Here is a 24647-nt window from a genome sequence, read left to right as displayed (position 1 = left end):
CCTTTATCCGTTATACGTATGGAAGGAATCTTTAGTGTTATGAAATAAAGGCTGCCGAAATGCTCTCGACAGCCTAGGAATTCGATTCATCAAGTATTAGAGGGTTCTCAATACAAAATTCAAGGATGCCTCTTTATGGTCCCCCACTTGTTCAAGTTTCGTTAACAAGGAAGTTCGAACGCCTTTGGCTACATCCGTTTCTAACCACTCATCCCCTTCAAAAAAGACTTGAGTGATCAGTGTTTCATGACCTTCATGCTCGAGTTTCATATGGATGTGGGCAGGACGGTATGCATGGTACCCAGCCGCTCTTACAAATTCACCTGTTGGACCACTCGTAGGGATTTGGTAAGGAATAGGAACTCTCGCATGCACCTCGAAGTCTCCGTTCTCGTCCGTATAGAAATGACCTCTTAGGTTAAAGTCAGGTGCTTTTGAATCAAAGTTCGAGTATAGGCCGTCGCTGTCATCCTGCCACCACTCCACTTTTGTATTGGCCAATGGTTGTCCGTTAACGGAACTTGCATTTCCATAAAACACTAACTTATCTCCTGCTTCATCCGGTCTTTCCGGTATAATGAACGGTTGCTTTTCTAGTAACGGAGAGCCTTCCACAAAGTAAGGTCCAAGAAGGGAAGGCTCTGTACCAGGCAACCCCTTATATTTAGCTTCCAATACATAGGTCTCGATGAAGACATCCAAAAACAGCGGGATTTCTCCACTTTTCCCCAGACGATCTGCCCAATTCACGAAATTCGTATACTCTTCATGATTAAATTGTTGTTCATCTAAAAAATTCTTCAAATGCTTAGCAAAGCTTTCATACGCTTCTAATACACGCTTATTTTGTACAATCGTTTCTGACATCATTGTTTCCCCCTCAGATTTTAAATGGCCAACTATATTTACACTTTGTAACCGCATACATTTGCAAGTGAATCGTATAGGTAATCTTTTCTTGGAGGACTTGCAAAATGAATGAACAAATTGTACGATAACCGTACATAAATTTTCTATTCGTACAACTTTATTTTACACAGGGGGTATCATTCATGTCAACTGAATATTCAGAAAATATAAAAAGTGGCGACTATATCCAATCCCTAGAACGTGGGCTGCTTGTTATTCAGGCATTTTCACAGGAAACTCCGACACTGACCATAAGTGAAGCGGCGAAAATAACCGGTTTAAGCAGACCGACTGTGCGCAGAATCTTACTTACTTTGGTTCACCTAGGGTTTGCAGAGTCGAAAAATGGATCCTTTTCATTAACCGCCCGAACCCTGACATTAGGCTATGCCTATATTTCTTCGAAGAACATTTGGAATATGGCCTATCCCATCATGCGGGAATTTGTTGCCCAAATAGGTGAGTCCAGTTCCATTTCTGTATTGGACGGCACGGAAATCATCTATGTTGCCCGTGTTCCTACGAAAAGAATCATGTCGATTAATCTGGATGTCGGATCCCGCCTCCCTGCTTATGCGACGTCCATGGGACACGTGCTTCTAGCTAATCTTCAGAAAGATGAACTAGAGAAACGGTTGGATCAAATTACGCTACAGTCGTTTACAGAAAAAACGATTGCGGACAAGCAGCAATTACTGAGCACCTTGGATGAAGTCCGTGAAATGGGTTGGGGAGGGGTTGATCAGCAATTCGAAGAAGGACTCCGATCCATCGCTGTTCCCATAAAAAATTCTGAAGGACAAGTCATTGCCGCCATCAATTGTTCCGCACATGCTGGAAGAATCAGTGAAGAAGTTCTTCAAGAAGAATTTCTTCCATTGCTATTAGACACGGCAGCCAAAATTAGTAGGGCCATCGCAACATCGAACTCCTCACATTTTTAATAAATCTGTGTAAAATGCAAACCAACAAAAGCCGCCTGTTTGAAGGGACTCCCTCCTCAGGTGGCTTTTATCATGATTCTACAAATTCTCTGGCTGCCCTTGAATCTCTCATTCCATTGATCACGGAACAATCACAAACTTACAGCTTCACTGGATTGGATGATTCGAGAAGTAATCCCGGATCATCTCTTGCATCTGTTCTTTGTTTTCCGCGAATTGCCTATGCCTATGTCCATTGCCCCCGGAAGGATGCGGGAATCCTAGTAGCAGATTGCTAGCATCGAGGTGATTCTGTTCCGCCAAGTAGGTGAGTACCTTGGAGACGTTGATGCCTAGCGGAATGATGAGGGGCTGGTCCATGTTGCTGATTTCGGTCGCAAACCCTTCCATGATATGCTTCCTTAGGAGCTCCGTCTTTAAGATGTCCGGCGTCGTCCCGCTGTAGTTTTTTCCCTTATAAAACACCGGATAGTTCAGGACGGATCCTGTATGGACCAAGGAATTGGCCTCGGCGAAAAGCTCGATCGTGGAGGATAGCCCCAAGTATTCATGTAAACCCAGCTCATCCAGCATCTTGACGAGGTTCTTTCGCATCGGCCCTTCAAAGCTGGATTGTTTCTTTACTTCGTGGAGGATTTCTTCCTCACTTTCTATGTAATCCTTGACTTCAATGACGGTTGAAAAGGATTTCTTCATCTGATGTAATCCTGGTGTGATTCCGGCGATCACGACCTTGGCATGTTCATTCACATATTCAAAAGGAGCATAATAGATTTCGAGGTTTTTCTTCTCATCCCGATCCAGCAGAAATTGCTTGTTTCGGATCATGTCCACTGTATACGAGGCCGGCAAGCTATACAGCAGATCCTTGTATTGCTCGAATTTCGAAAATTGTACGATACTCATGAGTGTTGATCCCTTCTTTTATAAGCTTGGTGTCGTGTAAAATAATGCTTGATCAAAGAATAGCACCAAATTCATTGCAACTGAATTCAATCGTGAAGGCTTTCTTTGTGGCTATACGATGTAAAGTATACACCCCTTCAATCAAAAGGCTATATGTACGGCCATTATCCACAAGTTTGGCCTCCGAGAAGGTTTGCTTCCATTCTCCATTAGAAGAACTGGCTATATGTGATGTAATCTGATCTACCTTTGAAAACATTTGGCCTTCCCGATTTTCATTATATTGTGTCTCAAACATACCTGAAACCTCTACTGAAAAAATCTTATCGCTAACATAAAGGTGGGCCGTTTTTTTCCTTTCTCCATTCGAACCCATAACGACTTCACTAGTTTGTGAAGGTAGATTACTTAATGCCTCACGTTCACTTGCCAAGAAGAAATCCATATGTTCTTGGATCCTCTGCTTATAGTCTTTTGGCTCAGCCCAATCTTGGGGTTCAAACTCCTCAATCGAAGGTACGCCCAGATTAATCCCTATTTTGGTCTCATTCGCCTGATGGACAATTTCCTCATACTGCTTGTGGTACTCTTCCTTTTGTTCCTGCGTCAATTGAAGGGGACCCGTTGTTTCCACAACATCAATTGGAGGATTGGATAAAGGTGCACCCTCTATAGTTTGTTCACCCCCTAACACTTTAGACGCCTCTTCACTCTTTGTCTGATTCGCTTCCTGATTTGTACTACATCCCGTTAAAAGCACCGTTCCTAGTATTGCCCCTAGGTATAAAACTTGTTTCATCATCATTCCCCCATCCCCATTCACTTGCCATTCATCGTTATAACGATTGTAAACTTTATCCAAATTAAAATGAATAGTTTTTAATTTGCTAAACAATTTTTAAGGCTAGGTTCAAGGAAAAGATTGATTTAAATAGGCTTAGCAACGAATGGATATTTATGTTAAATTAATGACAAGGAAAGAAATACACGTTAACTGGAATTTCAGTAACTTGTCACACTGTGAAATGAATTTTAGACTAAAGATAAATATAAGTATGAACAGTCTTTAGGAGGTGAGTGTTTTGTCCATCGGAATTCTTGCCCTTGTCACTATGGCGTTATGGATTGTACAAATTCATGAATTCTTTAAACCTGAAGAAAAGCAAAACAATAGAAAAATTATAATCTTAACTTCCTTCGGGTGCTTGTTTACCACGATTTTGACCATCCATCAAATTCAAAACTTCCTTGGGTAAAAGTAAATACCATCAGGAACCGCAGAAGATTATGACATTCAAAAAAAGGAATGTTCAAAGGAATATCAGATATAAATGCTAAGAACCTCCCCATCATAGAGAGATTGGGAGGTTCTAGTTCTTGCGACATACTATTTTTTCACAGCATGGATGTAATGAATGGTTTCGAATGCAGACAAATAATCTGTTCGACCACCAAAGAATTTATTTTGAATGGCAACAGGTGATAAATGTTCATAAATGAGTAAACCTGAGTTTTCTAACATTTTCTCCATTTCTTCATAAGTAAAACATGATTTCATGGGCTCACCACTAGCTGATGCCATTTGAACCATATTTTGCACGCGATTGGACAGCCCTTTTTCTTCAAAAAGGTTGTCATCTGCATAATCAAATACGATCGAACTCCCTGAAGGTAGATTGGCAAACCATTCATTAATCAAATTGGCATGTTCTTCTTTTGTTAAATAATATGAAACACCTAAAAGACTAAGAAAGGTTTTTTTGTTAGGCATGAAACCTTTTCCAATAAGATCTTGAATGGCAAATGGTCGGGTGAAATCCATTGGAACAAAATGAAGGGTATCCGGGATTTGATAATTTGCATTTTCTAACCTGATCTTTTTAAAGTCTTGTGTAGCTGGATAATCCACTTCAAATATATCGATGCTTTCGTTTAATTCCGGGTGTCGGAAACAAAAGGTATCTAATCCCGCTCCTAAGATGACATACTGTTGAACGCCCAGCACGATTTCATGGAGTACTACATTTTCGCAATAGGCAGCACGTGCTAAAGGAGTTGGAGAAAGTTGGACTTGTGTAATCCATTTTAACATTTCATCTGGGTCATCTCGAAATTTCTTTGCTATGCTATCATTAAAGAATGGAATGCCTTTAATCATGTTCTCTTGAATATCCGTAAATTCTTTTTGGCTAATTAAATCTTTTACAATAAAATCATCAAAAATTTTGGGTGTGTCGTATTGACTATGGTAAGCCCGACCAAAGGCTGATATTAAGGAAGTCATACTTGATTCGTTCTTCTTCATACATTCATCCCCCGTATAACAAAAATAAGATTCCCCTGGCCAGGAGAATCTCATTATACACACAAAAATTTTAACTGTAAATTATAGCATAAATAAATATTTTTGTCAATCCACTCTATCTCGAAAATCTAACCTGAATATAAAAAAAAACGCCAAAATGGCGTTTTTTCTTTAAGCAGTTTTCTTATAATACGAAAGATCTTCTTCGAGCGGGATGTTGGCGGCTCGTTGTTTTTTCGCTGCGACGAAGAAGGTGATGACCAAAATGACGCTGACGATGGCTCCGATGATGTAGGAGGTATCCATCGATAATCGGAAACCGATTTGGGCGTTTAGGATATAGACCAACACCGTATATAGCATGAAGGTTCCTGGCAGTAAGGACACCCAGTAATTCTTCTTCGCGATGTACAGGTACATGGCTCCTACGAATAGGGCGATGACGGCTGTTGCTTGGTTGGCCCATGAGAAGTAGCGCCATAGGATGTTGAAGTCGATTTGCGTCAAAGCAATGGAAATGACGAACAGCGGAACCGCGATGACTAAGCGGCTGCTCATTTTCAGTTGCGGGAATTTCACATAATCGGCAATGATCATCCGTGCACTTCGGAAAGCCGTATCTCCGGACGTGATCGGCAAGACGATGACACCCAGTACGGCGATGGTGCCGAATAACGCTCCAAGCGTTACTTTTGCCGCTTCACTTACGATCAATCCTGTTCCACCTGTTGCAAGAAGTTCGTTCAAGCCAACTGGTCCATCGAACAAGCTCATGGCAGCAGCGGCCCAGATCATGGCGATGATTCCTTCTGCAATCATCATTCCATAGAAGATTTTCCGGCCTTGTTTTTCATTTTGGGTCGTACGTGAAATGATTGGTGATTGTGTGGCATGGAAGCCTGATAGTGCCCCACATGAAATCGTTAGGAACAACAACGGGAAGATTGGCAGGTTATCCGGATGTAAATTGGATAACGTCAGTTCCGGTATCGGCGCTTGTTGGATGATCAAGGCTCCACCCACTCCGACGGAACTGATTAATAATAACGCCCCGAATATCGGATAAAACCGTCCGATGATTTTATCGATGGGCAGAAGTGTCGCCAGAATATAATAAATAAAAATGGCTACCGTGATGAGCGTCAGGCTCACCGTCCCATTCATTAAGTTATGAAGCAAGGATGCTGGGGACGTGACAAATACCGTACCCACCAAAATTAATAACAGGATGGCGAATGCGTTGACAACATGCTTCATCACTCTGCCCAGGAATTTACCTGCAAGTTCCGGTAAATGGGCTCCACGGTTCCGAATTGAAATCATGCCAGTTAGGTAATCATGAACCGCCCCTGCAAAGATACAGCCAAGTACGATCCAGATAAACGCAACAGGTCCATATAAAGCTCCCATAATCGGACCGAAAATGGGTCCGACCCCTGCGATGTTCAATAATTGGATCAAAGAATTCTTACTCGTGCTCATCGGCAAGTAATCGACGCCGTCCTGATTCGCATATGCCGGTGTCGGTCGGTCCGCTTTGACACCAAACATTCTCTCTATGAATTTACCATATGTAAAATATCCGATTAGTAATAGAATGACTCCACCTAAAAATGTATACATCTGTTTATGCCCTCCTTGGAATCGCTTACATATAGTATAAACGATGAATTGACAGAAAAGATTGAATTCTTATTATCATGTCGAATTCGGAGGGTAAGAGGTTCATATGTCGAATTAACGTGTAAAATGTTCAAAATTTTGTCACATGTATACGAGAAAGAATCTGAGAGTCTCGCTTGGATTCATATCAGATTCTTCCTACCCTATCATAACTCCAAGGCCGCTCGAAAAGCTTTGGCATACGTCCGGCTGACGGACAGCATTTCATCCCGTCCTTTCAATTCAAGCTGGTACGCCCCATTGAACCAGGGGGTAAGACGCAATACATAATTCATATGCACCAGATAACTTTTATGAATTCTGAAAAACGGGAATTCATGTAACCGTTCTTCTAATTCCTTCATCGTCGTTTTCACTTCATATTCATGGTCGACCGTGACGATCTTCGATACCTTTTCTTCCCGTGAAATGTATAGGATGTCATGAGGATGAACATAGAGGATTTCCCCCTCCACTTCGACAGCCAGTCTTCCGGCGCTTTTGACCGGCCTATTCTCCTCTTTCTTTAAGAATAGTTTTTCAAGGCGGCTAACCGTCTCTGCCAATTGTTCTTCATCATACGGTTTCAATAGATAATCCACCGCATCCACACGAAAGGCTTCCACACCGAACTGAGGATAGGCAGTCGCAAAGACGATTCTCGGGACGTTCTTCAATTCCTGGAGGGCCTTCGCTGCCTCCATCCCATTCATGAGCGGCATCTCCACATCGAGGAAAATCACATCAGGCTGCAGCTGCATCGCCAAGACGATGGCCTGTTCCCCAGATTCACCCTCGCCGATTATATCGATGGAGGGATGCTGCTTCAACAGATGAATCAATTCCTCGCGGCTATAACGTTCATCATCTATGACAAGTGTCCGAATGACCGATTTCATGTTCTTCCCCACTTTCTTCATTTACTTTGGAATGCGAAAGGATATTTCCGTGCCTTTTCCTGGTTCACTCCGAATCTTCAAGGCCGATTGTTGCCCCAGCATCATCGTGAGCCGTTTGTTCACATTATAAAGGGCAAGGCCTGTCCCGCTTTTGGATTCAACGATTTCTTGGCCAAGCTTTTGTAACTGACCTGGCTCGATACCAGCCCCATTATCCCTTATGACGATTCTAATCGAGGCTTCCGTTTCTTTTTCAAGAAGAATATGTATCGAACAGTTTTCCGTTTTGTTTTTAAACCCATGATGGATGCTGTTCTCGATTAATGGCTGGAGGATGAGCGGCGGGATCTTCGCATGGAGAACATCTTCACCCACTTCATAATGAATGTGCAGCTTATCGACAAACCGCATTTTTTCGATATTCGCATACGCTTGAAGATGTGAAAGTTCCTCCGATAAGGTCGTCCACTCCACCGTCGTACTGGCTAGGTTCTTTCTGAAATACTGGGATAAGTGAAGCAGCATTTTCCTTGCCTTGTTAGGATCAATCCTTATTAACGAGTTGATCGTATTTAAAGCATTGAATAGGAAGTGCGGATTGATTTGGGCCTGAAGGGCTCTAATCTCCGCTTCTTGTGCCAATTTCTGTGCATCGTCGAGCTGTGACACTTCCAGTTGATAGCTGAGGAGCATACTCAACCCTGACATCAACTCGACATCCACATTGTTGATTTCTTTTTCATGGCGAAAATATAACTTTAACGTCCCGACTGTCTGATTTCCTTTCTTTAAAGGACCAATGATGACCGCGCCTAACGGACAATCGGAAACCTGGCAATGAATATCCCGTTTTCCCACTACGATCAGCTCCCCACCTTCGATCACCTGGCGTGTGATTTCTGTCTGGAGCGGCCGTCCCGGCGAGTGATGGTCATCCCCCAAACCGATATGGGCGAGGATTTTCGTTTCATTGGTTATCGCGATGGCACTTGCCTTCACTTCATCAAACAAAATCCGGCATACCGCAGCAGCCGACTTTTCGTTCATACCTTGGCGCATATACCCGAGGGTTTGCCTTGCAATCCTCAATGACTTCTGTGCCTGCAAGGCAGCAGCCTTCTCCTCTTCATTCAGAACACTTCGGATGATTAATAGAAACAAGGCACTGCCTAGGCCATTGGCGATAATCATCGGAATACCAATATGCCCGACAAGGGAAAAGGCCTGTTCGGTCGGTTTCGACAGAAGAAGAATGATGAACATCTGCATCGCTTCAGCGAGGGCCCCGATCATTAAAGCCTTGGAAAGTTTAACATGTTTGTTTTTCTTATAAAAAAGACCCGCAAGCAGACCCGCAAGTATCGTGGCGACCCCACAGGAAAGCGCCGTGAATCCTCCCAATGCAAAACGATGAATCCCCGCGACGATCCCAGCACCAAGTCCGATGCGCCATCCCCCGAATAAACCGGCAAGTACAACGCCGATCACGCGGGAGTTGGCAATGGCCTCATCTTCCCCGACAGACCCGACCCATCGGTTGAACTCAAGCGATTCGGGACTCAATGTCAGTCCGGTATAGGTGCCAATGATGCCGAACACCCCAAAGAACAAAATGGCTTTGACCTGTTGCTTCCGGTTAAAATGATCCTCATTCAACATTTGTCGAAAGAAACGAAAACGGGTCACGATAAAGGCAATCGTCACGATGATCCCGAGCCGTTCCGTCATGGTAATCAACAATTCCATGATGATCTGCCTCCCCCAATCCCTCTTGCAATCCCTGTATGGATAGCTTGTACTCTACACAATACCTTCTATTATTATACGCTCGATGGATGGGTTCTCCATACCTTTTCTAAAGACCCAATCAAAAAAGCCGACTGATTTTATAATAAAATCAATCGGCTTATATGAGTGGTACTGTATGGGATTTAAGCATTTACGGTTTTACGTGCTTGACTTTCATGCAATTTCTTCATGGCAAACCTGGCTACTGGTTGAGCGATCAACGTTTCAACCCAGAATGCGATAAAGAAGTTACGTGGCCAGTCATAAAAGAACGTATGAATCGGCTTCCAGCTAATTTCCCCCATGCCAACCCAAGAACCGATAACTGTCAGTAAAACGGACAAGATGCTCACGCTAAATAATATTGTGAACAACACCCGTGCATTAAAGCCGTCCGTAGGTCCAGCAAACTTTTGTACAAGCTTAGTAACAAGTGGATTTACCACAAATGGTACCAATATAATGACACAAACCCAAACAAACGGAATCACTTTTAACGTATCAACATACACGTCCTTCGTGAATCCAAATTTAAATGCCATAATAAGTGGTGCGATAATGTTGACAGAAAGAATGGAAATGATGACTAAAAACAATATAAATTCTTTTCCGCCTCTTGGTAATCTTGTTTCCCCGTGCATATCGATCCATCTCCCATATAAAAAAATATTTCAGATGGCAGACGTATCATGAGACATATATTTTTGGCCCCCCAAAAAGAAAAGACCAATATCTCTACACACTGATATAGCTAGTTTATCATTTTCCCCAAATTAATTCCAAGTCCTTTTTTCCATGAAAAACACAGGCATCAAAAATACCATCCATTCGCACCATAACAGATATAAATGGAGTGATGAACATACAGAAAATATATTTTTTATTGTAACCTAGAGGAAGGGGTGTTTATCTTCCGATTCAAAAGGAGTATAATGGAAAAAGAGTCAGGTATTTACCTGCTCACGATCCCTTAGGTGACCGCCTTTTTAGGCCCCCTCTCCTAAGGTTTTTTGTTTTTTTAAATTGAACAAGGTTGCCGTATGGTCCCTTTATTTTTTTGATTGGGAGATTTACATCATACTTCGTCCCTTCCCCCGTGCTAAAATAGGAGAGTGGTCCGCTACATTCCACTTTTAAGTAAGACGCCGGGAAGTTTATTATTTTGAAACGGAGATGAGGGAGATTAAACAGCAGCGGTTAGTAGTTAAACGCAAAAGAACGCTAATAGAAATGATATTAGATATCATTTCGCTCTTATTTCTTATTTCAAGTGTTGTATACATAATGACGGAATGGTCTTCTCTACCAAGTCAAATACCCTTTCAATTTAATTCGTTCGGGAAAGTGAGTATTTTGGGTTCAAAGGAAAGCGTACTTGCCCTTCCACTATTTGGTCTGATCATCTGGATTGGCTTGACGGTCCTTGAAAGATTCCCACATCGCATTACCTTACCTTTTTTTCTTCAAGAGAATAAGGAAATGGAGTTCAGGAATAATCGGATTCTGATCAACATGACCAAGAATGTACTGGTCATCTTTTTCACTTATACGAACTGGACTAGCATACAATTAGTTTTAATCTGACAAATGACAATGGCGCTCAAATGAGCGCCATTTAAACGTTTCTATTTAAAAAATCGACTCTCCTTTCAATATAATATGTATTTTTTTCAAAATACTAGTTTACTAGAGTGTGGATTAGGATATACATGATACTGTAAGCAACACAAAAAACTTTTATAGGAGTGATTAACATAGCTGACAATAACAAAATGAGTCGGGAAGAAGCAGGTCGCAAAGGTGGAGAAGCAACTTCAAAAAATCACGACAAAGAGTTTTATCAAGAGATTGGTGAAAAAGGCGGAGAAGCGACCTCCGAGAATCATGACAAAGAGTTTTACCAAGAAATCGGTGAAAAGGGCGGAAAAGCTCGCAGCGATAACAATAACAATTAAACCATTCCATAAAACGAGTAATTGTCTTAACGGGCAATTATTCGTTTTTTTTGTTTGTTTTGTTTTTATCGGTCGATTCTTGGTATTTATCGGTCAATTCACATGATATATCGGTCAATTCCGGCTTTTTATCAGTCTAACTGCCTTTCATCACCAGTAACATCCAGAAGAAATGGTATACCGTGACGGCGGCATACGCGGCCAAACAAAGCAAGATTCCGCCATTCACCACTTTTCTACGTTTTAACTGCGGATAGATCCACAAAAGAAGCAAAGGAAGGAACAGTTTGCATCCGTAGAAGAAGGAGCGATTCCAATGATACACTTCTTTCATGAGGGGGTTCAGTTCTCTTATGTATCCTGCCTGGATGCCAAAATCGGTTACCACAGCATCGAACAGACATAGCACGAAAATCCATACGAGCATATTCTTCATCTTCTCTTTCGAAATCCTTGCTTCATCCACCATGATCTCCTCCTACCACTATCTTTTCAAAAGTACGAATGGAACATACCTTATCAAGAAGGAACAGTAAAGATGCCAGACAAATTGTTCTTAGTAAAGAACAGTCAATCCACACTCCCTTAAAGGAGCATGTTGATCAGGGAGTATCCATACAGGTCGTTTTGGATGGAAAAAATACAATTCTATAGTTTCCATCCAGCTCTTCTTTGATTTTTTCCGTTAATCGTAATCCCTTTTCATTATGTTCTTTTTCAAGAGTCATTCCGTCTGGAAGCATGATATCCGTTTCCCAATCTATCCAGTCTCCATACTCTCTCACCCAATCTGATAGCTCCTTTTTCAGTTCATCTGAAATGGGGACTTCATCTAAATCCAGGTTACATCCACAGAGATGGCACCATATCGGATCTGCGCCGGTATCTGCTTCCAATTTCAGAATGGACGGTTTCCGTCGTGCACATAAGCAATCCAGCTTCACTTATCCCCCTTTGGTTCTAAATTGGACGGGTTATCCACATAAGAACCAAGGATGAACCCGCAATTCGAACAATAATGAGAGGTGATCTTGGACGGCTTATTCTTTAAATGATCATAGGAGAACATTTGAACAAATTTGAACCCTGTCCCAAGTATCCCTTTCTTAATCGAGTATGAGTTACATTTCGGGCATTGATCCTCACTCAACTTTTTTCACTCTCCCTTCATCTATTTCTTCCACATTTTCTTCGGTTCCGTCTTCTTTGACCGCTTTCACTTTTACGTCCTGCACATCGCTAATGGCGTACCAGAATCTTTTCCCCTTCTCCACTTCGATGATTTCAGCAGGTTCATCTCCTGCAAACATATGTGAAATGGAGTCATCGGTAAGCGTCCCTGAGTATATGTAGGGTTCTTCGTTCATCGCAGACCATTGGACTGGATCGTTAAATTCTGCGCCTCTTGTTTGCTTCCACTCCCACTTCCCATTTTCTTTTTCTAAATAGGCAATAAAGATTTGGTCTCCATTTGGATTATGCTCCGTAAAAATGGCGATAGCATCATCATGTTGGTTCATTGTATGGACTTTTGTATATACGAGAGAATAGGCATAATCAAATTCATCCCCATACTCATCCTTCGTTTTTTCCATTTCGGCGTGAAAAAAATCCTCGAATGAAGGTTCTTCCGACTTTGAACAGCCAATTAGAAAGAGTAAGCACAGCATGCCCACAACTAGAATTCTGCTTTTCAATTTTGTTCCTCCTCTATGTAAGTAAAAAAGTCGGTTATTTAATAATTTTACCATTAATGGGATTTTTGTGGCTCATTTTTACAAACCGAGCAAACATACTATTAACGAACCTACAGAAGCTGAGGAAGAAGATGAGAAGAACATGTTAATCAATAGAATTAGATACAAAAAAATAAGCTTGGTTCTCTAGCTCCAAGCTCATTTTTCACATGGCATATAGGTGTACCTTTTTCGTAAGCGTTATTACATTTAATTCATTAAAAAATTTTCCATATAATAAACTCCTTGGGCACATACAAAGCCTAAAATTATATGTCTAGATTTAGGACCATCTTCCTCCAAGACCCTCAATCTACTCATTAAAATAAGCAAGATCGACACCATGATAATCATTAGTGAAAAAAGATGCGTATTATGAAATGTAATGGCTTTAGCATTTAAAAGTATCAACAAGATTAAAAAGTAATAAAAAGCTGGTTTAAACTTCATCTTTTTCCTTCTTTCCAATTCCCCTTAAGCTACTGGTTAGATAACTAGCCAACCGTGCTAATTATAGCTGAGAAATCGTTCCAAAGGGTAGGAATTCAACCACGCTAGGCGATAATTCGACCACACAACGTAAATATTCAACCACAGATTCCATTTATTCAACCGCCCAACGCGATAATTCAACCACTCACCCAAACATCATTTATAAAACATGGAATCTCGCTTCACTCCGAACAGGCTGGTGAATAGTGTCAAACCAGCTACGACCGGTATGATCCTGAAGCTATCTCTTGTAAGCAGCCAATATGGGTCGGGAAAATAGGCTGCGTTTGGAAAAAAGGTATACACGATTGGTACGTATAAGGATAGAATCAGACATGGAAGGGTGACGCAGATAAAAAGAGGCATTTGGAGCTTGAATGTCCATCCCTTCACGAAAAGCAGGGACACGTATAGACCAAATACAAGGGGTACCACGCTATCGAACCAGAATAAGGGCTCGATGATAAATGTGGCTTCGACTTTCTTCTGAATGGTCAATCCAAGGGTATAACTGACAACAAGCAGGACAAATAACCCCGCCAACCAAAGTACTTTCACCACATAAGTAAACCAAGTAGGATAAGGACGCATCTAAACAACTCCCTGCATAATTAACCTTTATTTTACCATTTTTACCAACATTATAATGGATTAATTGGAGATAAAAACAAATAACACTGCCATTTATCATTAGTAGGCAGTGTTCCTATTTCAGTCTAGAAGGAATACTTCATCTCCGACCCCTATTTCCCCTGTTCGAGTGACAGAGGCATACACGCCAAAATGGTTATCACAATTCTTTTGGACCGTTTTTTGCAAAGTTGGGTCTCGCTCGGCATCGTCAGGACTGACCGTGATGATCATGCACCTTTCACAGGGCCTTCTTAATTCGATTTCCACATCCCGGCCTATCCTCATCCGTTTTCCGAACCAGGTTTGTTCAATGAATGGGATTTTATCGGTTAACGAGATGACGAAATTGGGCCGAAACCGTCGGTGGTCGAGATGGTCTTTCCCCCATATCGTTTGTAATTCGTTCAGGGACGCGTCCGTCACCAGTTGAATAGGCTCCGCTTCTATCGCTCCCAATGGTACATGGGTAGGTGAATACTCAATGAAAGAAATCTTCCGTTTCGATTCCATTTCCATGGTCCTAAGTAAATCCTCATCACCCCAAGCCATGACCTTTCCTTCCGGTGAGGTAATTTCCACTGTGGGATAAGCAAACATCGACTCTTCCCCGACAAATCGCGCTTGATATTGAACCATTTTCTGGTGTTGAGTGATGGTCAAAAATTTACCTGACCTGGTTTCATCCAAAAACGCATGACTGCGATCCCCATATACCCCGTACTGCATGACATTCGTTTTTTGGACGCTCTCCCCACGAAACGATTTAACAGGGTGCCGCACGATTTCCTTGATATGACCGACTAACATGGTATCCCTCCTACGTACTGTCCATTGATATTCTGCCATAATGCCTGGATGTGATGGGAGCACGCGACAAAAAAGAACGGACTCTACACATGAGTAGAACCCGTTCCTTTTTTATATGCTTTCATTATTCCTTTTAGAACCATTACTATGTCCCTATCGTAAATACAAGGGGTGAACCGGATGCAGCTGCTACAGAAGCGCCATTTTTCATGACACTGTTTGTTTTGATTTGGACATCAACTATCAAAATCAGAAATATGGTGTCTAGCATATGAAAAACCGAAACATAGACTGTTATCGGTTTCCTTATATATGTGAGCAAAGGATATCATGATGAGTGTACTTGTCGATTGCTTTTAACCTCACCCGTTGCCTTTTGATCGATTTTGATAAAGATTCGTTCCAATTCACGTTTATCTTGAAGCAAAGTATTTCGGTTTTCTTTAAGCAGTTGATTAAATGATTTTGTTCTTCTAGGCATTCTTCCATTCACCTCTTAGCTGATTGAATTCTTTTTGGAGTACAATAACTGGTAACTCATATAATTGTTTATCGTTTTTCTTGAAAATGCCGAATTTCAATAGTTCTTGGATAAGCTGATCTTTGATGGCTTCTCCCTTTTTATCTATTTGGGTTCTCATGAAAACCCTCCTTCATAAATAAACAGACTCTCTCCTAGGTTGGGATACATCATATTCGATTGAACGGAAAAATCTCCACTTTCTCTTCCCCATATAAGAGCATGATCTGCAAAATCTTCGCATTTCTTTACTGAATTATATGCAGTAGGTACATGATGGGCTTATAGAATCCAATCACCATTTATGACCACAGCATTCTTTCATTTTTTCTAAAAAAATCTGTATCGCGTCACAAGGATTTCTATAACCCAAATCGCCCGAACTCAAACATATAATCTTCATTTCGCGCAAGATTTACTTGTTCAATTTCCTCATGAAATTCCATTGCTTCATAAGGTCATTCCTCTTTATTCCATGTATATAAACCGATAAAGGTCAAATCAAACCACTTTAAAGTGTCTACTTCTCCGGTATCCAATCTTTCCATATATACTTTCAGCCTACAGTTGTGAGGCTACTCTTCATAATTACGGCCATTTTCTCGGTAGTACCGGATAAAAAAACGATAAGTACCTTCTTCCTCTCACCTGCCTAATTGAGAACTTTTTTCACTATACCCTCACTATAAATGAAAATGATTATCAATGTCAATTATATATATTCGACTGATTCGATAGAGGGCGAAGTTCATCTAATAAGTCATATGGTGAAAGCCTCTGGTGACCACTTAGGTTTTGTATGTTAACCCGTTTCCAAACATGTCCTTGTCGGTCACGGCTTCGCCGAAGCAAGTTTACAAGAAAACCCGACTACTAGACACTTATGAGTGTCTAGTAGTCGGGTTACAATTCGAAATAGCTATGAAACTATATCCCCCATTTACTGGGGCCAAATATGAGCATTTTTACAAAATGCATCTTGTTAAGAGAATAATTAACCAATTAATTTATAAAATTGCAGAAGAATTGATTTACTTACTCCTTTCTTCAAATTCTTTCATTCTCTCTATTAAACCTAAATCTAATTTTTCTTTGTTCTTACTTACAAATTTATACTCAAAATATTTAATTCTTGCTGATGGACCATATTCACTTTCATGCCAATTTGTATAATCAAAATGTACATTTAATTTTCCTGTATCATTTAATAATAATGACACTGAAAACCAAGCTTCTTGATTATTTTCTGTAAAAACCTTTTGAAGTTCAACAGTTAGTTGAAATAATTTATGTAGTTCTTTATTATAAGCCCTCTTATCTACACCATATAATTTGGGGATATGATGTGAAAAAACGTGTTCCTCCTCACCTTTGGGTGTGAAAAAGAAGAAAACTCCCCCTTCTCCCTCCTTAACTTCACCATTAAAACAGATATTTTCCCATTCAGTTGGGATCATCTCATTAACCTGTTGCGCAATATCTTTATATAACTTATTTAATTCTATTTCAAAACTCATCATTATCAGCCTCCAGATTCATTTAAAGAAGTTTGGTTAAATACTAACAGAGACTCTCCATATCGCATCAAACTTCTCCTATTAATTTGACTGTTTTGTGGTACAAGATTATCAATATCAGCAGGACCATTAAATTGGGGTCCTATTAAATGTCCACCATCATCATCTGGTAATCTGTCTTTGCCCCCTACATTTGCCTGAGCATATTTATTTCTATCAGCCTTTTTTAATACAAGTGTAGAGGCATCTACATTTACTATACGTCCAAGTTCATCAGTAGTGTATTTATAGTTATCTTTCGTTTCTTCACTAGGTAACTATTAAAAAAATAACCTTGAAAGGGAATTAGCCAATCAAGGTTATCTTTACATTATTGTATTTTTATTTTGTTTTCACTCCTTCTTTCATTTGCTCTACTAAATTAATTAGCCACTGTAGAGGGGTTAATTTAATAGCTGGAAAATGAATCTCGGCATTATTTTGAATAATATTTTCTTTCTCCTGTTTTGTTAAATTATTATTCAAAAACTTTTCACAATCCTTTATTGTGGACAACAAACATTCTTTGCTGACTTCGTTTATAAACTCATTTAATGCTTGTTCTGGAGACTGATATCTTGATGAAATGTTCCTCCTAAAAAATCTTCCAACTCCTCTAAATAATCATAAGTTTTTTCCATAACCTACCCCTTCTTTCTATTTAACTGGATATCCTGTTAAAATAAAACTACCATTATTATCTGACAATTACGTTATTGTAATACTTCTCTTATTTCGTGTGTCACTATATACCATATCGTATATTTCTTAATCCCTTAAGTGCAATACTCAGAAGTTAGTGATTAAGGATTTTTCAATCTATTAATAAAATTTTTAAAGCTATCAGCTATTTAGTATTTTCTTCTTCACTAGATTGTGGAAAATAAAAAGAGTGATCCCAATAATATACACCATGGTTTTCAGCCTCTGTAATGAGTACAATTAAACCTGAACCCGGATCATCTCCTATTATTAAACTGTTTGGAAACATATCTTCCCCAAACTCTTCATAACATTCCCTAAAAAAAACCTTGAATGAGCTGTTCGCCATTCAAGGTCAATCTTAACATCAATTATATTTGGTAAGTTATAGTACAATATCTTGATAACCTACTTCTTCTACAATTTCATCTTCAATTTTTATTCCCAATCCATTTTCACTATCCCAAGAGACATCGCAAAGCAAACCTAGTCTTCTTTTCCCATTCTTCCTTTCTCTTCTTACAATTAATTCAGTTGGCTTCACTAATCTTTTTAAACCTGAGATAGAATCAATTCTCGGAGCAAAATTGTCTGCTTCTGATTTATTACCTAACATCTCTCTATACTCTTCATAGTTCTCACTATAGTAATCATATACTTGCTCTTCTGCCTCATTTATTATGTTTTTCATATCTTGAATAAAGTTAAGAAATGCTTCTCGCTGTACATTTAAAAAATCAGCATTTTCATGTGCATCAACACTTAAAAGTATTTCTTTTTCCAAATCAAACATTCTAATAGTTGTTTTTCCTCTCCAAAAGTTGTTTTTATATTCAAGCTTTCCAAATAAATCATCATTAATCATTGTCATTCTAATTACTCTCCTAACTTAACTTTTATATTATATTCGCCAACTCCACCCAAATGTTTAAAAACACTATTGATTTTACTTGGTACCAATTGTATTGTTTCCAAGTCATTAAGTTCATGCCAAGTATATTTATTATCTTCTCGCCAATCAGCTATATCTTCTGCTGTCCATTTTTGATCTGGTGTACTCCACTTTTTAGCCAATTCTTCGTCAGCAGTCGAAAAGTTTGATTTTCTATCATTAGTCATGTTTTCTAATTTAATTTCACCTTTGGAAAATGGAGAAAAGTCTGGCATTCCGTTTTTGTAATCAACTCCATCGACACCAGCTTCATCAAGATATTTTTTAATTTCACCGGTCTTATCAGAGATAAATAATGATTCTGCTCGTTCGTTACTCCATTCACCTTTATTAATGGGGGTAGTTTTTACCCTTTGTTCATAAGAGCTATATTTAGGCTCTACGTCAAAACCTCTTGTATAGTCTATCTGCCTATTATTACCAGTACCCTTACTACCTTCACCCTTCGCCGTTATCTTCTGCGCAAGATCCTTTATCGTCGTCTTATCCACACCAATAGATTTGTAAGTATTTCCAGTCGTATCCGCTACTGTCCTAACCTTAACTCCTGTTGGCACTTCCACTTTCCCGAGGGCCTTGCCCATATCCTTGATTGATCCTTGGGCTTTCTGGACTTGGTTTTGCACAAATTCCTTGCTGTAGGGGATGAGTTTTGTTCCGCTGGCCATTTTGTCTGCGACCTTAGCTGCCCCCGCAACTCCGGCTATACCAAGGGCGTTCATCAGGCTGTTTTGGCGCTGATTTTAAGAAAGCTACATTCAAGTTTTTCTTCTATAAAAATTTCTCATAAAACAAAAAACACCTGTTGTCTACATGACCATCAAGTGTTTTATAGTAAACTATATAATGTAAATTCATTTCTAATATTGCTCTTATTCTTCAGGGTCCTGTATAAGTTATCCAAGAATGCATCGATATCATCTGCTAAAAAATACATATTACTCATATCATCAGGTTTTTCTGATCATGCTCATGATCCCAAAAATAAATCCTATCATAGTAAGGATCCTTTGTCCCTAAACATATAACATTTCCTGATGGATCATCTCCAATTGGAATAAATCCTAATGGTAACCTTTCATCCATTATATCTATAAAATCTGCCCAATTATCATACATATCGTCAATACCATAAAAAATGTTTAAAACACTTGGTCCTTGTTCACTATTCTGCGGATGAATTATAGTCAACTTCTACATTTCTAAGACCATCTATTACTTTTTTTATTCGGTTCGATAAATCATTAAGTTCTTCTTTAGTTAATTCATCGTCTACGTTTAAATGATTAAAAGTACTCAACCTTCTAGTTATTCCCTCAATTCGTCCAACAAAGACCTTATCATGTTTAATTGCAATTTCTCCAATAGCAGTATCCACAATAACATCTTCAATCATACCTAAATTATCAAATTCTTCTGCTAGTTTTGCGATAGCATACCTATATCCTCTATCTTCTTCTAGTAATTCTTCATATGTTTCCTGAATTGCCTCAAACAATTCATTATACTCCCAATCTTTCATTTTTCTAACTCCTCCGTTCCAACATTTTAATTTATAATCCGGTTACCGTCATTGTGCACAATTTCCAAACTGATATTTTTATATTTAGCAGAAAAATCTGCTATAACTCTACAGCAACTGTCACAGGTATCTAATTCTGTGAATAATTTAATTTTTCCAGTAGCTTGAGTATTTTCTCCAAGCCTAGAAGCAATATCATTTAGTATCTTATACTCCGTATCAGTATCCCTTAAATAACTTTCCCCATCTTTCCCCACTGCTTTTGTAGCTTTAAACATCGGATTTTCAGGTTGTAAAGATATATCAGGTACCTTATCCTCAAGATTTCCTTTTAGATTATTTATCCTACTCTGAGCATAAAATTCAGATTTATTTATTCCACTAACATTCACTTCTGCTAATGCAAAATTACCTGATTTCTTATATTTACTTGGTAAATTCCCTCTTAACTCTTTCACTCTATCAACTATGTGTGCTTCTGCTACTGAATCGATTTGTCTCGTTGGATACACTTTCCCCGTACCCTTACTACCGTCACCCTTCGCAGTAACCTTCTGCGCAAGATCCTTTATCGTCGTCTTATCAACCGAGATATTTTTGTAAGTATTTCCAGTCGTATCGGCTACTGTCCTAACCTTAACTCCAGTTGGCACTTCCACTTTCCCGAGGGCCTTGCCCATATCCTTGATCGAGTCTTGGGCTTTCTGGACTTGGTTTTGCACAAATTCCTTGCTGTAGGGGATGAACTTTGTCCCGTTTGCCATTTTGTCTGCGACCTTGGCTGCCCCGGCCACTCCGGCGATACCAAGGGCGTTCATCAGGCGCAAAAGAACCTTGAAAGGTATTCCAATCAAGGTTTCATTTTTATTTACTTTTGGTAGTTTCTTCTTGCTTCATGTGTGGCTAAATCTGCATATCTGATAGTAATAGGTAGACGGCTGTCTTTTTTAACAAAATTCATGGTAATTTTAGTAGCTGTATCTATATCTATCCAATTCCCACATGAGACAAAGATTGGCTTAACATCCACTCTGGTTCTCAAAGTACGTCCGTACACTTCATCATTAATGATAATATCTGTATATGCCCCCGCTACATTTTCTGGCATCGTATAATCGACATTTCCTATTTTCAAATACGTCTTTGCAATCCCTATCGTTGGCTTTCCTAAATCAAATGATGCTTGTGTAGCAATCCCCATATGACGACTATGCAAATAACCGTTCCCATCAAACATATACATATCCGGACTATTTTTTAATTTTTTAACAGCCTTTAAAATTAAAGGTAATTCTCTAAAAGCTAAATAACCTGAGATATAAGGAAATTCAACTTCCCCTACATACTCAACTTGCTCAATGATTTCTTTCGAAGAATAATCTAATACACAAATACAACATACACCATAATCTACATTATTATTTGACCAATAGGCTATATCTACTCCTGCCACTTGGTTTATTTCATCTAATTGAAATTTATTTTCCAAACAGATATTTGTTTTTAAATTATTTTGGATCGTATTTAATTTTTCTTCGAGTCGATTATTCATTTGACACCCTACTTGAATTTTGTAGCATACAATATATCCGATTCGTTCGGTTTCATTTTTTGCGCTATGATATTACCATTTTCATCGTACTTTGTAAAAGTCATTTCACGCCCAGCAAAACATTCAGATTCATATTTTTTTACATTATTCTCAAAATATTCAACTTGGTATCCTTCTGTAGCACCTTTATTCATATTTCCTATTCTTTTCACATTCCCACTTGGGTAAAACGAAACATTCATTCCTTGTTTTACTCCTTCTTTCACAAAAAGATAACTTTCTATATTTCCATTTTCATATAAGTCATAAGCCAATCCAGTATATAACTTTTCTTCCCCTTCTTGAGAATACTCTACTATTCCCAAATCATAGGGTCCTCCATATCCTAAATATTCTTCAAACTCAACTCCATTTTTTATTATATATTCTTTCGATAAGATTTCATTTGACATTTTTAGGTACCTCCGTAATAAATTCAAATCCATCTGTAAGATAAGCACAGTGAGGACACCTTGGAAACATTGTTCCAGCCGGCTTTATTTTACTTTGACCAGTACGTATTACATTAACCGTAAAATTATTTAAATTAGCATTAGGGTTTGCTTTTAACGCAGCGTTCAAAGCAATTACTTCAGCATGTGAGCCCGCACCTGTAAAGTTATACGAATCCATAACCTCTTTTGGCATGGAATCATATCTTAACTGAATTACAGGGTGTAAATTGGGGATTAATCCATCTTTATTCCTTTGTTAGTGGTGTAATATAACAATTCTCTAATGAAACTTTTTTCTTTAAAAAATCCATTGCTTCTTGAGTAACAACTAACTCACCTTTTGGTGATAAACAGAAAGAATTTCCTGACCAATTTTTGAAGTTCTCTCCTTCTACTTCAATTTTGCCTAGCGGAATAAATCTACTGAATGTAGGCAGTTCTTTATTTGGATACATTTCTTTAAATTCGTCAGACTTTGTAATTAAACACTTTTCTAATTTGTAATCTCTCAAATCACTATTTTCTAATTCTTTTTCTAGTTTACTTGAAACAATAAATGCTGGTGTTGACTCTAACAGGTCATCGCCTAGCCATCCTTCAAACTCATAGTGTAAATATTTTACCTTTCCTGATATACCCTCTGACGCAATATCCGCTTGTGATCCATAAATGGTATGTTCACCATGACCACCTGATACTTCTGGTTCTAAAAAATATAATATCATTAATTTTCTCTCCCCACTCCATTCTCACCTTGTCACTGGTGAATTAAAACTATCACCATATTTCTTATCTAATTCAATCATATAATTTATTACTTCCTCTTTTTTAGGGTTTGGATTATTTCCATGTCTTTGCCGTTGGCGGCGGTTAGTCCGTATAGACGGTATTCGGTTTGCTTGAGGATGTCCATGACTTTTGTCGATTTATAGACAACCAGCGCATGGTCCGCAGCGTTGAGCCCCTTTAGTCGACTGATGCCGGTAGCGGCCAGCATTCTTCTTTTGCTTTAAAAAATATTTAAATTCATATATTTCATTTCCATTTAAAAAGGTGCTGTCTCATAAGTACTTATCAAAGTAAATTAACCCCAAAATTAAAGGGCAGAAATGCTGTTAAAAAAACAACGTTTCTGCCCTTCATTATTTATTCAATTCCTACTTAATTTCCCCTTGGAACAGTCTCATATATAACCTAATTATTGAAAAGCATTACTCTACATCTTCACTTTTCTTTCTTAGATATTCTTCTAAAATACTCTTATCATATTCAGACTCAGGTAAAAGATTCAAACGATTATATTCCCAAATGATTCTTCTTTCATGATCATCTGCTTCAGATAAATCTTCATAATCATAGTCAATCTTAAACTTCCCTGTACTATCTAAAGTAAATGTTAAATTGGTCCATAGATCTTGATTATTTTTTTTAAACTCTGCAAGTAATTCTTTTAATTCATCTAATAATTGATACCAAAGTTTATCATATTCCTCTTCAGAAACATTATATATTTCCGGTATATCATGACTATAACAAGGATTTTCATTATTAATAGGATAATAAAAAAAGAAAGCCGTGCCCGTTCCTTCGCCTATTTCACCATACATTAATACTTTTGACCATTTCTCTGGTATAGTCTCATTAATAGTTTGGGCAATTTTTTGATAAATACTATTAAGATTTAATTCATTCATTCTTTTTAACCTCCTGGTCTATTCTCAAATGCCCTTCTCTCCCAACGACTATTATCAATTCTATAATTTATTTTAAAGCTTATTGGACGCATCGAGTCGTCTTTATAAACAGGGCTTATTTTTACCTCAACTGTTTTCGGAGGATTACTATCTAAAGCTTTAGCCCAAGAACTTTCAAGCTTCTTCCATTCTCCCATATTTAGATTTGCATTCATAGGGACAAGGTTATCTAGTTGTCCTGATCCTTTGAATATACTAGCTATCAAGTGTCCCCCTTGATCATCAGGTAAACGATCTTCTCTTCCAGCAATGCGTTGCGCATACTTATTACGTTTACCACTGCCTAAGTCAAGCGAACCTTCGACACTTGATATCCGTCCTTTTTCGTCCGTTTTATATACGTGACCTCCAGGTGATGTATATTCAACATTCGGTTTTAGTACTTTCTTCATTTTATCTCTTGTATAATGCTGTCCATATTTCACTTTTATAATTTCTTGGGGTCCTTTAACAGGTACTAACGACCCCTTACTACCTTCACCCTTCGCCGTAATCTTCTGCGCAAGATCCTTTATCGGCATCTTATCAACCGAGATATGTTTGTAAGTATTTCGTATCC

General features: G+C 38.8%; 30 protein-coding genes and 4 pseudogenes. 4 read left to right on the top strand and 30 right to left on the bottom strand.

What is annotated here, in order from left to right; all coding sequences use genetic code 11:
• Positions 1-96 precede the first annotated feature (96 nt).
• Entirely contained in the window at positions 97-867 is a 771-nt protein-coding gene (locus ACIQXQ_RS11295; RefSeq protein ID WP_402873304.1) for a dioxygenase family protein, read from the bottom strand.
• A 185-nt stretch (positions 868-1052) separates the two neighbouring features.
• Between ACIQXQ_RS11295 and ACIQXQ_RS11290 the strand changes: the two genes are divergently transcribed.
• Positions 1053-1853, top strand: coding sequence for an IclR family transcriptional regulator domain-containing protein (locus ACIQXQ_RS11290; protein ID WP_402957437.1), 801 nt, complete (start codon positions 1053-1055; stop codon positions 1851-1853).
• Between the two features lie 147 nt (positions 1854-2000).
• On the opposite strand, the gene ACIQXQ_RS11285 is transcribed toward ACIQXQ_RS11290, so the two are convergent.
• A complete protein-coding gene (locus ACIQXQ_RS11285) occupies positions 2001-2759 on the bottom strand; it encodes a uracil-DNA glycosylase family protein (protein WP_402957435.1) in 759 nt (252 codons plus the stop codon).
• Positions 2760-2811: 52 nt separating this feature from the next.
• On the bottom strand, positions 2812-3558 hold the full coding sequence (locus ACIQXQ_RS11280) for a hypothetical protein (protein WP_402873297.1): 747 nt from the start codon (positions 3556-3558) through the stop codon (positions 2812-2814).
• A gap of 283 nt (positions 3559-3841) precedes the next feature.
• Here ACIQXQ_RS11280 and ACIQXQ_RS11275 point away from each other — a divergent pair, with 283 nt between their 5' ends.
• Entirely contained in the window at positions 3842-4015 is a 174-nt protein-coding gene (locus tag ACIQXQ_RS11275) for a hypothetical protein (protein WP_402873295.1), read from the top strand.
• A 131-nt stretch (positions 4016-4146) separates the two neighbouring features.
• On the opposite strand, the gene ACIQXQ_RS11270 is transcribed toward ACIQXQ_RS11275, so the two are convergent.
• The 5 genes from ACIQXQ_RS11270 to ACIQXQ_RS11250 form a co-directional block, all read right to left on the bottom strand.
• On the bottom strand, positions 4147-5064 hold the full coding sequence (locus ACIQXQ_RS11270) for a class I SAM-dependent methyltransferase (protein ID WP_402873292.1): 918 nt from the start codon (positions 5062-5064) through the stop codon (positions 4147-4149).
• Positions 5065-5235: 171 nt separating this feature from the next.
• The gene (locus ACIQXQ_RS11265; protein ID WP_402873289.1) at positions 5236-6687 is read right to left on the bottom strand and encodes a carbon starvation CstA family protein; all 1452 of its coding nucleotides are present in this window, start codon (positions 6685-6687) and stop codon (positions 5236-5238) included.
• 206 nt (positions 6688-6893) lie between these two features.
• Positions 6894-7625, bottom strand: coding sequence for a LytR/AlgR family response regulator transcription factor (locus tag ACIQXQ_RS11260; RefSeq protein ID WP_402957432.1), 732 nt, complete (start codon positions 7623-7625; stop codon positions 6894-6896).
• A gap of 21 nt (positions 7626-7646) precedes the next feature.
• Positions 7647-9374, bottom strand: a complete 1728-nt coding sequence (locus ACIQXQ_RS11255) for a LytS/YhcK type 5TM receptor domain-containing protein (protein WP_402957683.1) — start codon at positions 9372-9374, stop codon at positions 7647-7649.
• A gap of 182 nt (positions 9375-9556) precedes the next feature.
• The gene (locus ACIQXQ_RS11250; RefSeq protein ID WP_402957430.1) at positions 9557-10054 is read right to left on the bottom strand and encodes a hypothetical protein; all 498 of its coding nucleotides are present in this window, start codon (positions 10052-10054) and stop codon (positions 9557-9559) included.
• Positions 10055-10697: 643 nt separating this feature from the next.
• Between ACIQXQ_RS11250 and ACIQXQ_RS11245 the strand changes: the two genes are divergently transcribed.
• Together ACIQXQ_RS11245 and gsiB are read left to right on the top strand one after the other, a co-directional pair.
• Positions 10698-10997: a hypothetical protein gene (locus ACIQXQ_RS11245; protein ID WP_483878327.1), complete on the top strand. Its 300-nt coding sequence runs from the start codon at positions 10698-10700 to the stop codon at positions 10995-10997.
• Positions 10998-11167: 170 nt separating this feature from the next.
• Positions 11168-11362, top strand: a pseudogene (gsiB, locus tag ACIQXQ_RS11240) (glucose starvation-inducible protein GsiB); the annotation flags it as partial.
• Positions 11363-11504: 142 nt separating this feature from the next.
• Here the strand turns inward: gsiB and ACIQXQ_RS11235 are convergent.
• The 22 genes and pseudogenes from ACIQXQ_RS11235 to ACIQXQ_RS11130 all read right to left on the bottom strand — a co-directional run bounded on the left by ACIQXQ_RS11235 (position 11505) and on the right by ACIQXQ_RS11130 (position 24609).
• Positions 11505-11837 (bottom strand): DUF5658 family protein, encoded by a 333-nt coding sequence (locus tag ACIQXQ_RS11235; RefSeq protein WP_402957428.1) that lies wholly within the window; start codon positions 11835-11837, stop codon positions 11505-11507.
• A 133-nt stretch (positions 11838-11970) separates the two neighbouring features.
• Positions 11971-12312 (bottom strand): hypothetical protein, encoded by a 342-nt coding sequence (locus ACIQXQ_RS11230; protein WP_402957426.1) that lies wholly within the window; start codon positions 12310-12312, stop codon positions 11971-11973.
• Positions 12313-12510: 198 nt separating this feature from the next.
• Positions 12511-13065, bottom strand: a complete 555-nt coding sequence (locus ACIQXQ_RS11225; RefSeq protein WP_402957424.1) for a hypothetical protein — start codon at positions 13063-13065, stop codon at positions 12511-12513.
• Between the two features lie 687 nt (positions 13066-13752).
• Positions 13753-14187, bottom strand: a complete 435-nt coding sequence (locus ACIQXQ_RS11220) for a hypothetical protein (RefSeq protein ID WP_402957422.1) — start codon at positions 14185-14187, stop codon at positions 13753-13755.
• A 120-nt stretch (positions 14188-14307) separates the two neighbouring features.
• On the bottom strand, positions 14308-15036 hold the full coding sequence (locus ACIQXQ_RS11215; protein WP_402957420.1) for an MOSC domain-containing protein: 729 nt from the start codon (positions 15034-15036) through the stop codon (positions 14308-14310).
• A 328-nt stretch (positions 15037-15364) separates the two neighbouring features.
• Positions 15365-15517: an FbpB family small basic protein gene (locus ACIQXQ_RS11210; protein ID WP_402957418.1), complete on the bottom strand. Its 153-nt coding sequence runs from the start codon at positions 15515-15517 to the stop codon at positions 15365-15367.
• Positions 15510-15677 carry a Fur-regulated basic protein FbpA gene (locus ACIQXQ_RS11205; RefSeq protein ID WP_402957416.1) on the bottom strand — a complete coding sequence of 56 codons (168 nt, stop codon included), beginning with the start codon at positions 15675-15677 and terminating at the stop codon, positions 15510-15512. Before ACIQXQ_RS11205 ends, ACIQXQ_RS11210 begins: the two co-directional genes overlap by 8 nt.
• Before the next feature lie 910 nt (positions 15678-16587).
• Positions 16588-17076, bottom strand: coding sequence for an immunity protein YezG family protein (locus ACIQXQ_RS11200; RefSeq protein ID WP_402957414.1), 489 nt, complete (start codon positions 17074-17076; stop codon positions 16588-16590).
• A 2-nt stretch (positions 17077-17078) separates the two neighbouring features.
• A pseudogene (locus tag ACIQXQ_RS11195) lies at positions 17079-17375 on the bottom strand (DNA/RNA non-specific endonuclease); the annotation flags it as partial.
• A gap of 79 nt (positions 17376-17454) precedes the next feature.
• Positions 17455-17753 (bottom strand): annotated as a pseudogene (locus tag ACIQXQ_RS11190) (contact-dependent growth inhibition system immunity protein).
• A 162-nt stretch (positions 17754-17915) separates the two neighbouring features.
• A pseudogene (locus ACIQXQ_RS11185) lies at positions 17916-18130 on the bottom strand (SMI1/KNR4 family protein); the annotation flags it as partial.
• A 69-nt stretch (positions 18131-18199) separates the two neighbouring features.
• A complete protein-coding gene (locus tag ACIQXQ_RS11180) occupies positions 18200-18685 on the bottom strand; it encodes a DUF6985 domain-containing protein (protein WP_402957412.1) in 486 nt (161 codons plus the stop codon).
• A 5-nt stretch (positions 18686-18690) separates the two neighbouring features.
• Positions 18691-19434: an HNH endonuclease gene (locus ACIQXQ_RS11175; RefSeq protein ID WP_402957410.1), complete on the bottom strand. Its 744-nt coding sequence runs from the start codon at positions 19432-19434 to the stop codon at positions 18691-18693.
• Positions 19435-19708: 274 nt separating this feature from the next.
• Entirely contained in the window at positions 19709-19852 is a 144-nt protein-coding gene (locus tag ACIQXQ_RS11170) for an SMI1/KNR4 family protein (protein WP_483878346.1), read from the bottom strand.
• A gap of 79 nt (positions 19853-19931) precedes the next feature.
• Entirely contained in the window at positions 19932-20288 is a 357-nt protein-coding gene (locus tag ACIQXQ_RS11165; protein WP_402957408.1) for an Imm3 family immunity protein, read from the bottom strand.
• 26 nt (positions 20289-20314) lie between these two features.
• Entirely contained in the window at positions 20315-21052 is a 738-nt protein-coding gene (locus tag ACIQXQ_RS11160; RefSeq protein ID WP_402957406.1) for a deaminase domain-containing protein, read from the bottom strand.
• A gap of 104 nt (positions 21053-21156) precedes the next feature.
• Positions 21157-21840 carry an endonuclease V gene (locus tag ACIQXQ_RS11155; RefSeq protein WP_402957404.1) on the bottom strand — a complete coding sequence of 228 codons (684 nt, stop codon included), beginning with the start codon at positions 21838-21840 and terminating at the stop codon, positions 21157-21159.
• Between the two features lie 8 nt (positions 21841-21848).
• Positions 21849-22292 (bottom strand): toxin-antitoxin system YwqK family antitoxin, encoded by a 444-nt coding sequence (locus ACIQXQ_RS11150; protein ID WP_402957402.1) that lies wholly within the window; start codon positions 22290-22292, stop codon positions 21849-21851.
• Entirely contained in the window at positions 22282-22527 is a 246-nt protein-coding gene (locus tag ACIQXQ_RS11145; protein WP_402957400.1) for a YwqJ-related putative deaminase, read from the bottom strand. The genes ACIQXQ_RS11150 and ACIQXQ_RS11145 overlap by 11 nt, the downstream gene beginning before the upstream one ends.
• 52 nt (positions 22528-22579) lie before the next feature.
• Positions 22580-23059 carry a hypothetical protein gene (locus ACIQXQ_RS11140; protein ID WP_402957398.1) on the bottom strand — a complete coding sequence of 160 codons (480 nt, stop codon included), beginning with the start codon at positions 23057-23059 and terminating at the stop codon, positions 22580-22582.
• Between the two features lie 486 nt (positions 23060-23545).
• Positions 23546-24028: an antitoxin YezG family protein gene (locus ACIQXQ_RS11135; RefSeq protein ID WP_402957396.1), complete on the bottom strand. Its 483-nt coding sequence runs from the start codon at positions 24026-24028 to the stop codon at positions 23546-23548.
• A gap of 5 nt (positions 24029-24033) precedes the next feature.
• Positions 24034-24609: a DNA/RNA non-specific endonuclease gene (locus tag ACIQXQ_RS11130; protein ID WP_402957394.1), complete on the bottom strand. Its 576-nt coding sequence runs from the start codon at positions 24607-24609 to the stop codon at positions 24034-24036.
• Positions 24610-24647 lie beyond the last annotated feature (38 nt).

This window comes from Peribacillus sp. NPDC097198, from assembly GCF_044762055.1.
Taxonomy (GTDB): Bacteria; Bacillota; Bacilli; order Bacillales; family DSM-1321; genus Peribacillus.
This window is presented reverse-complemented; position numbering and strand designations above follow the sequence as displayed.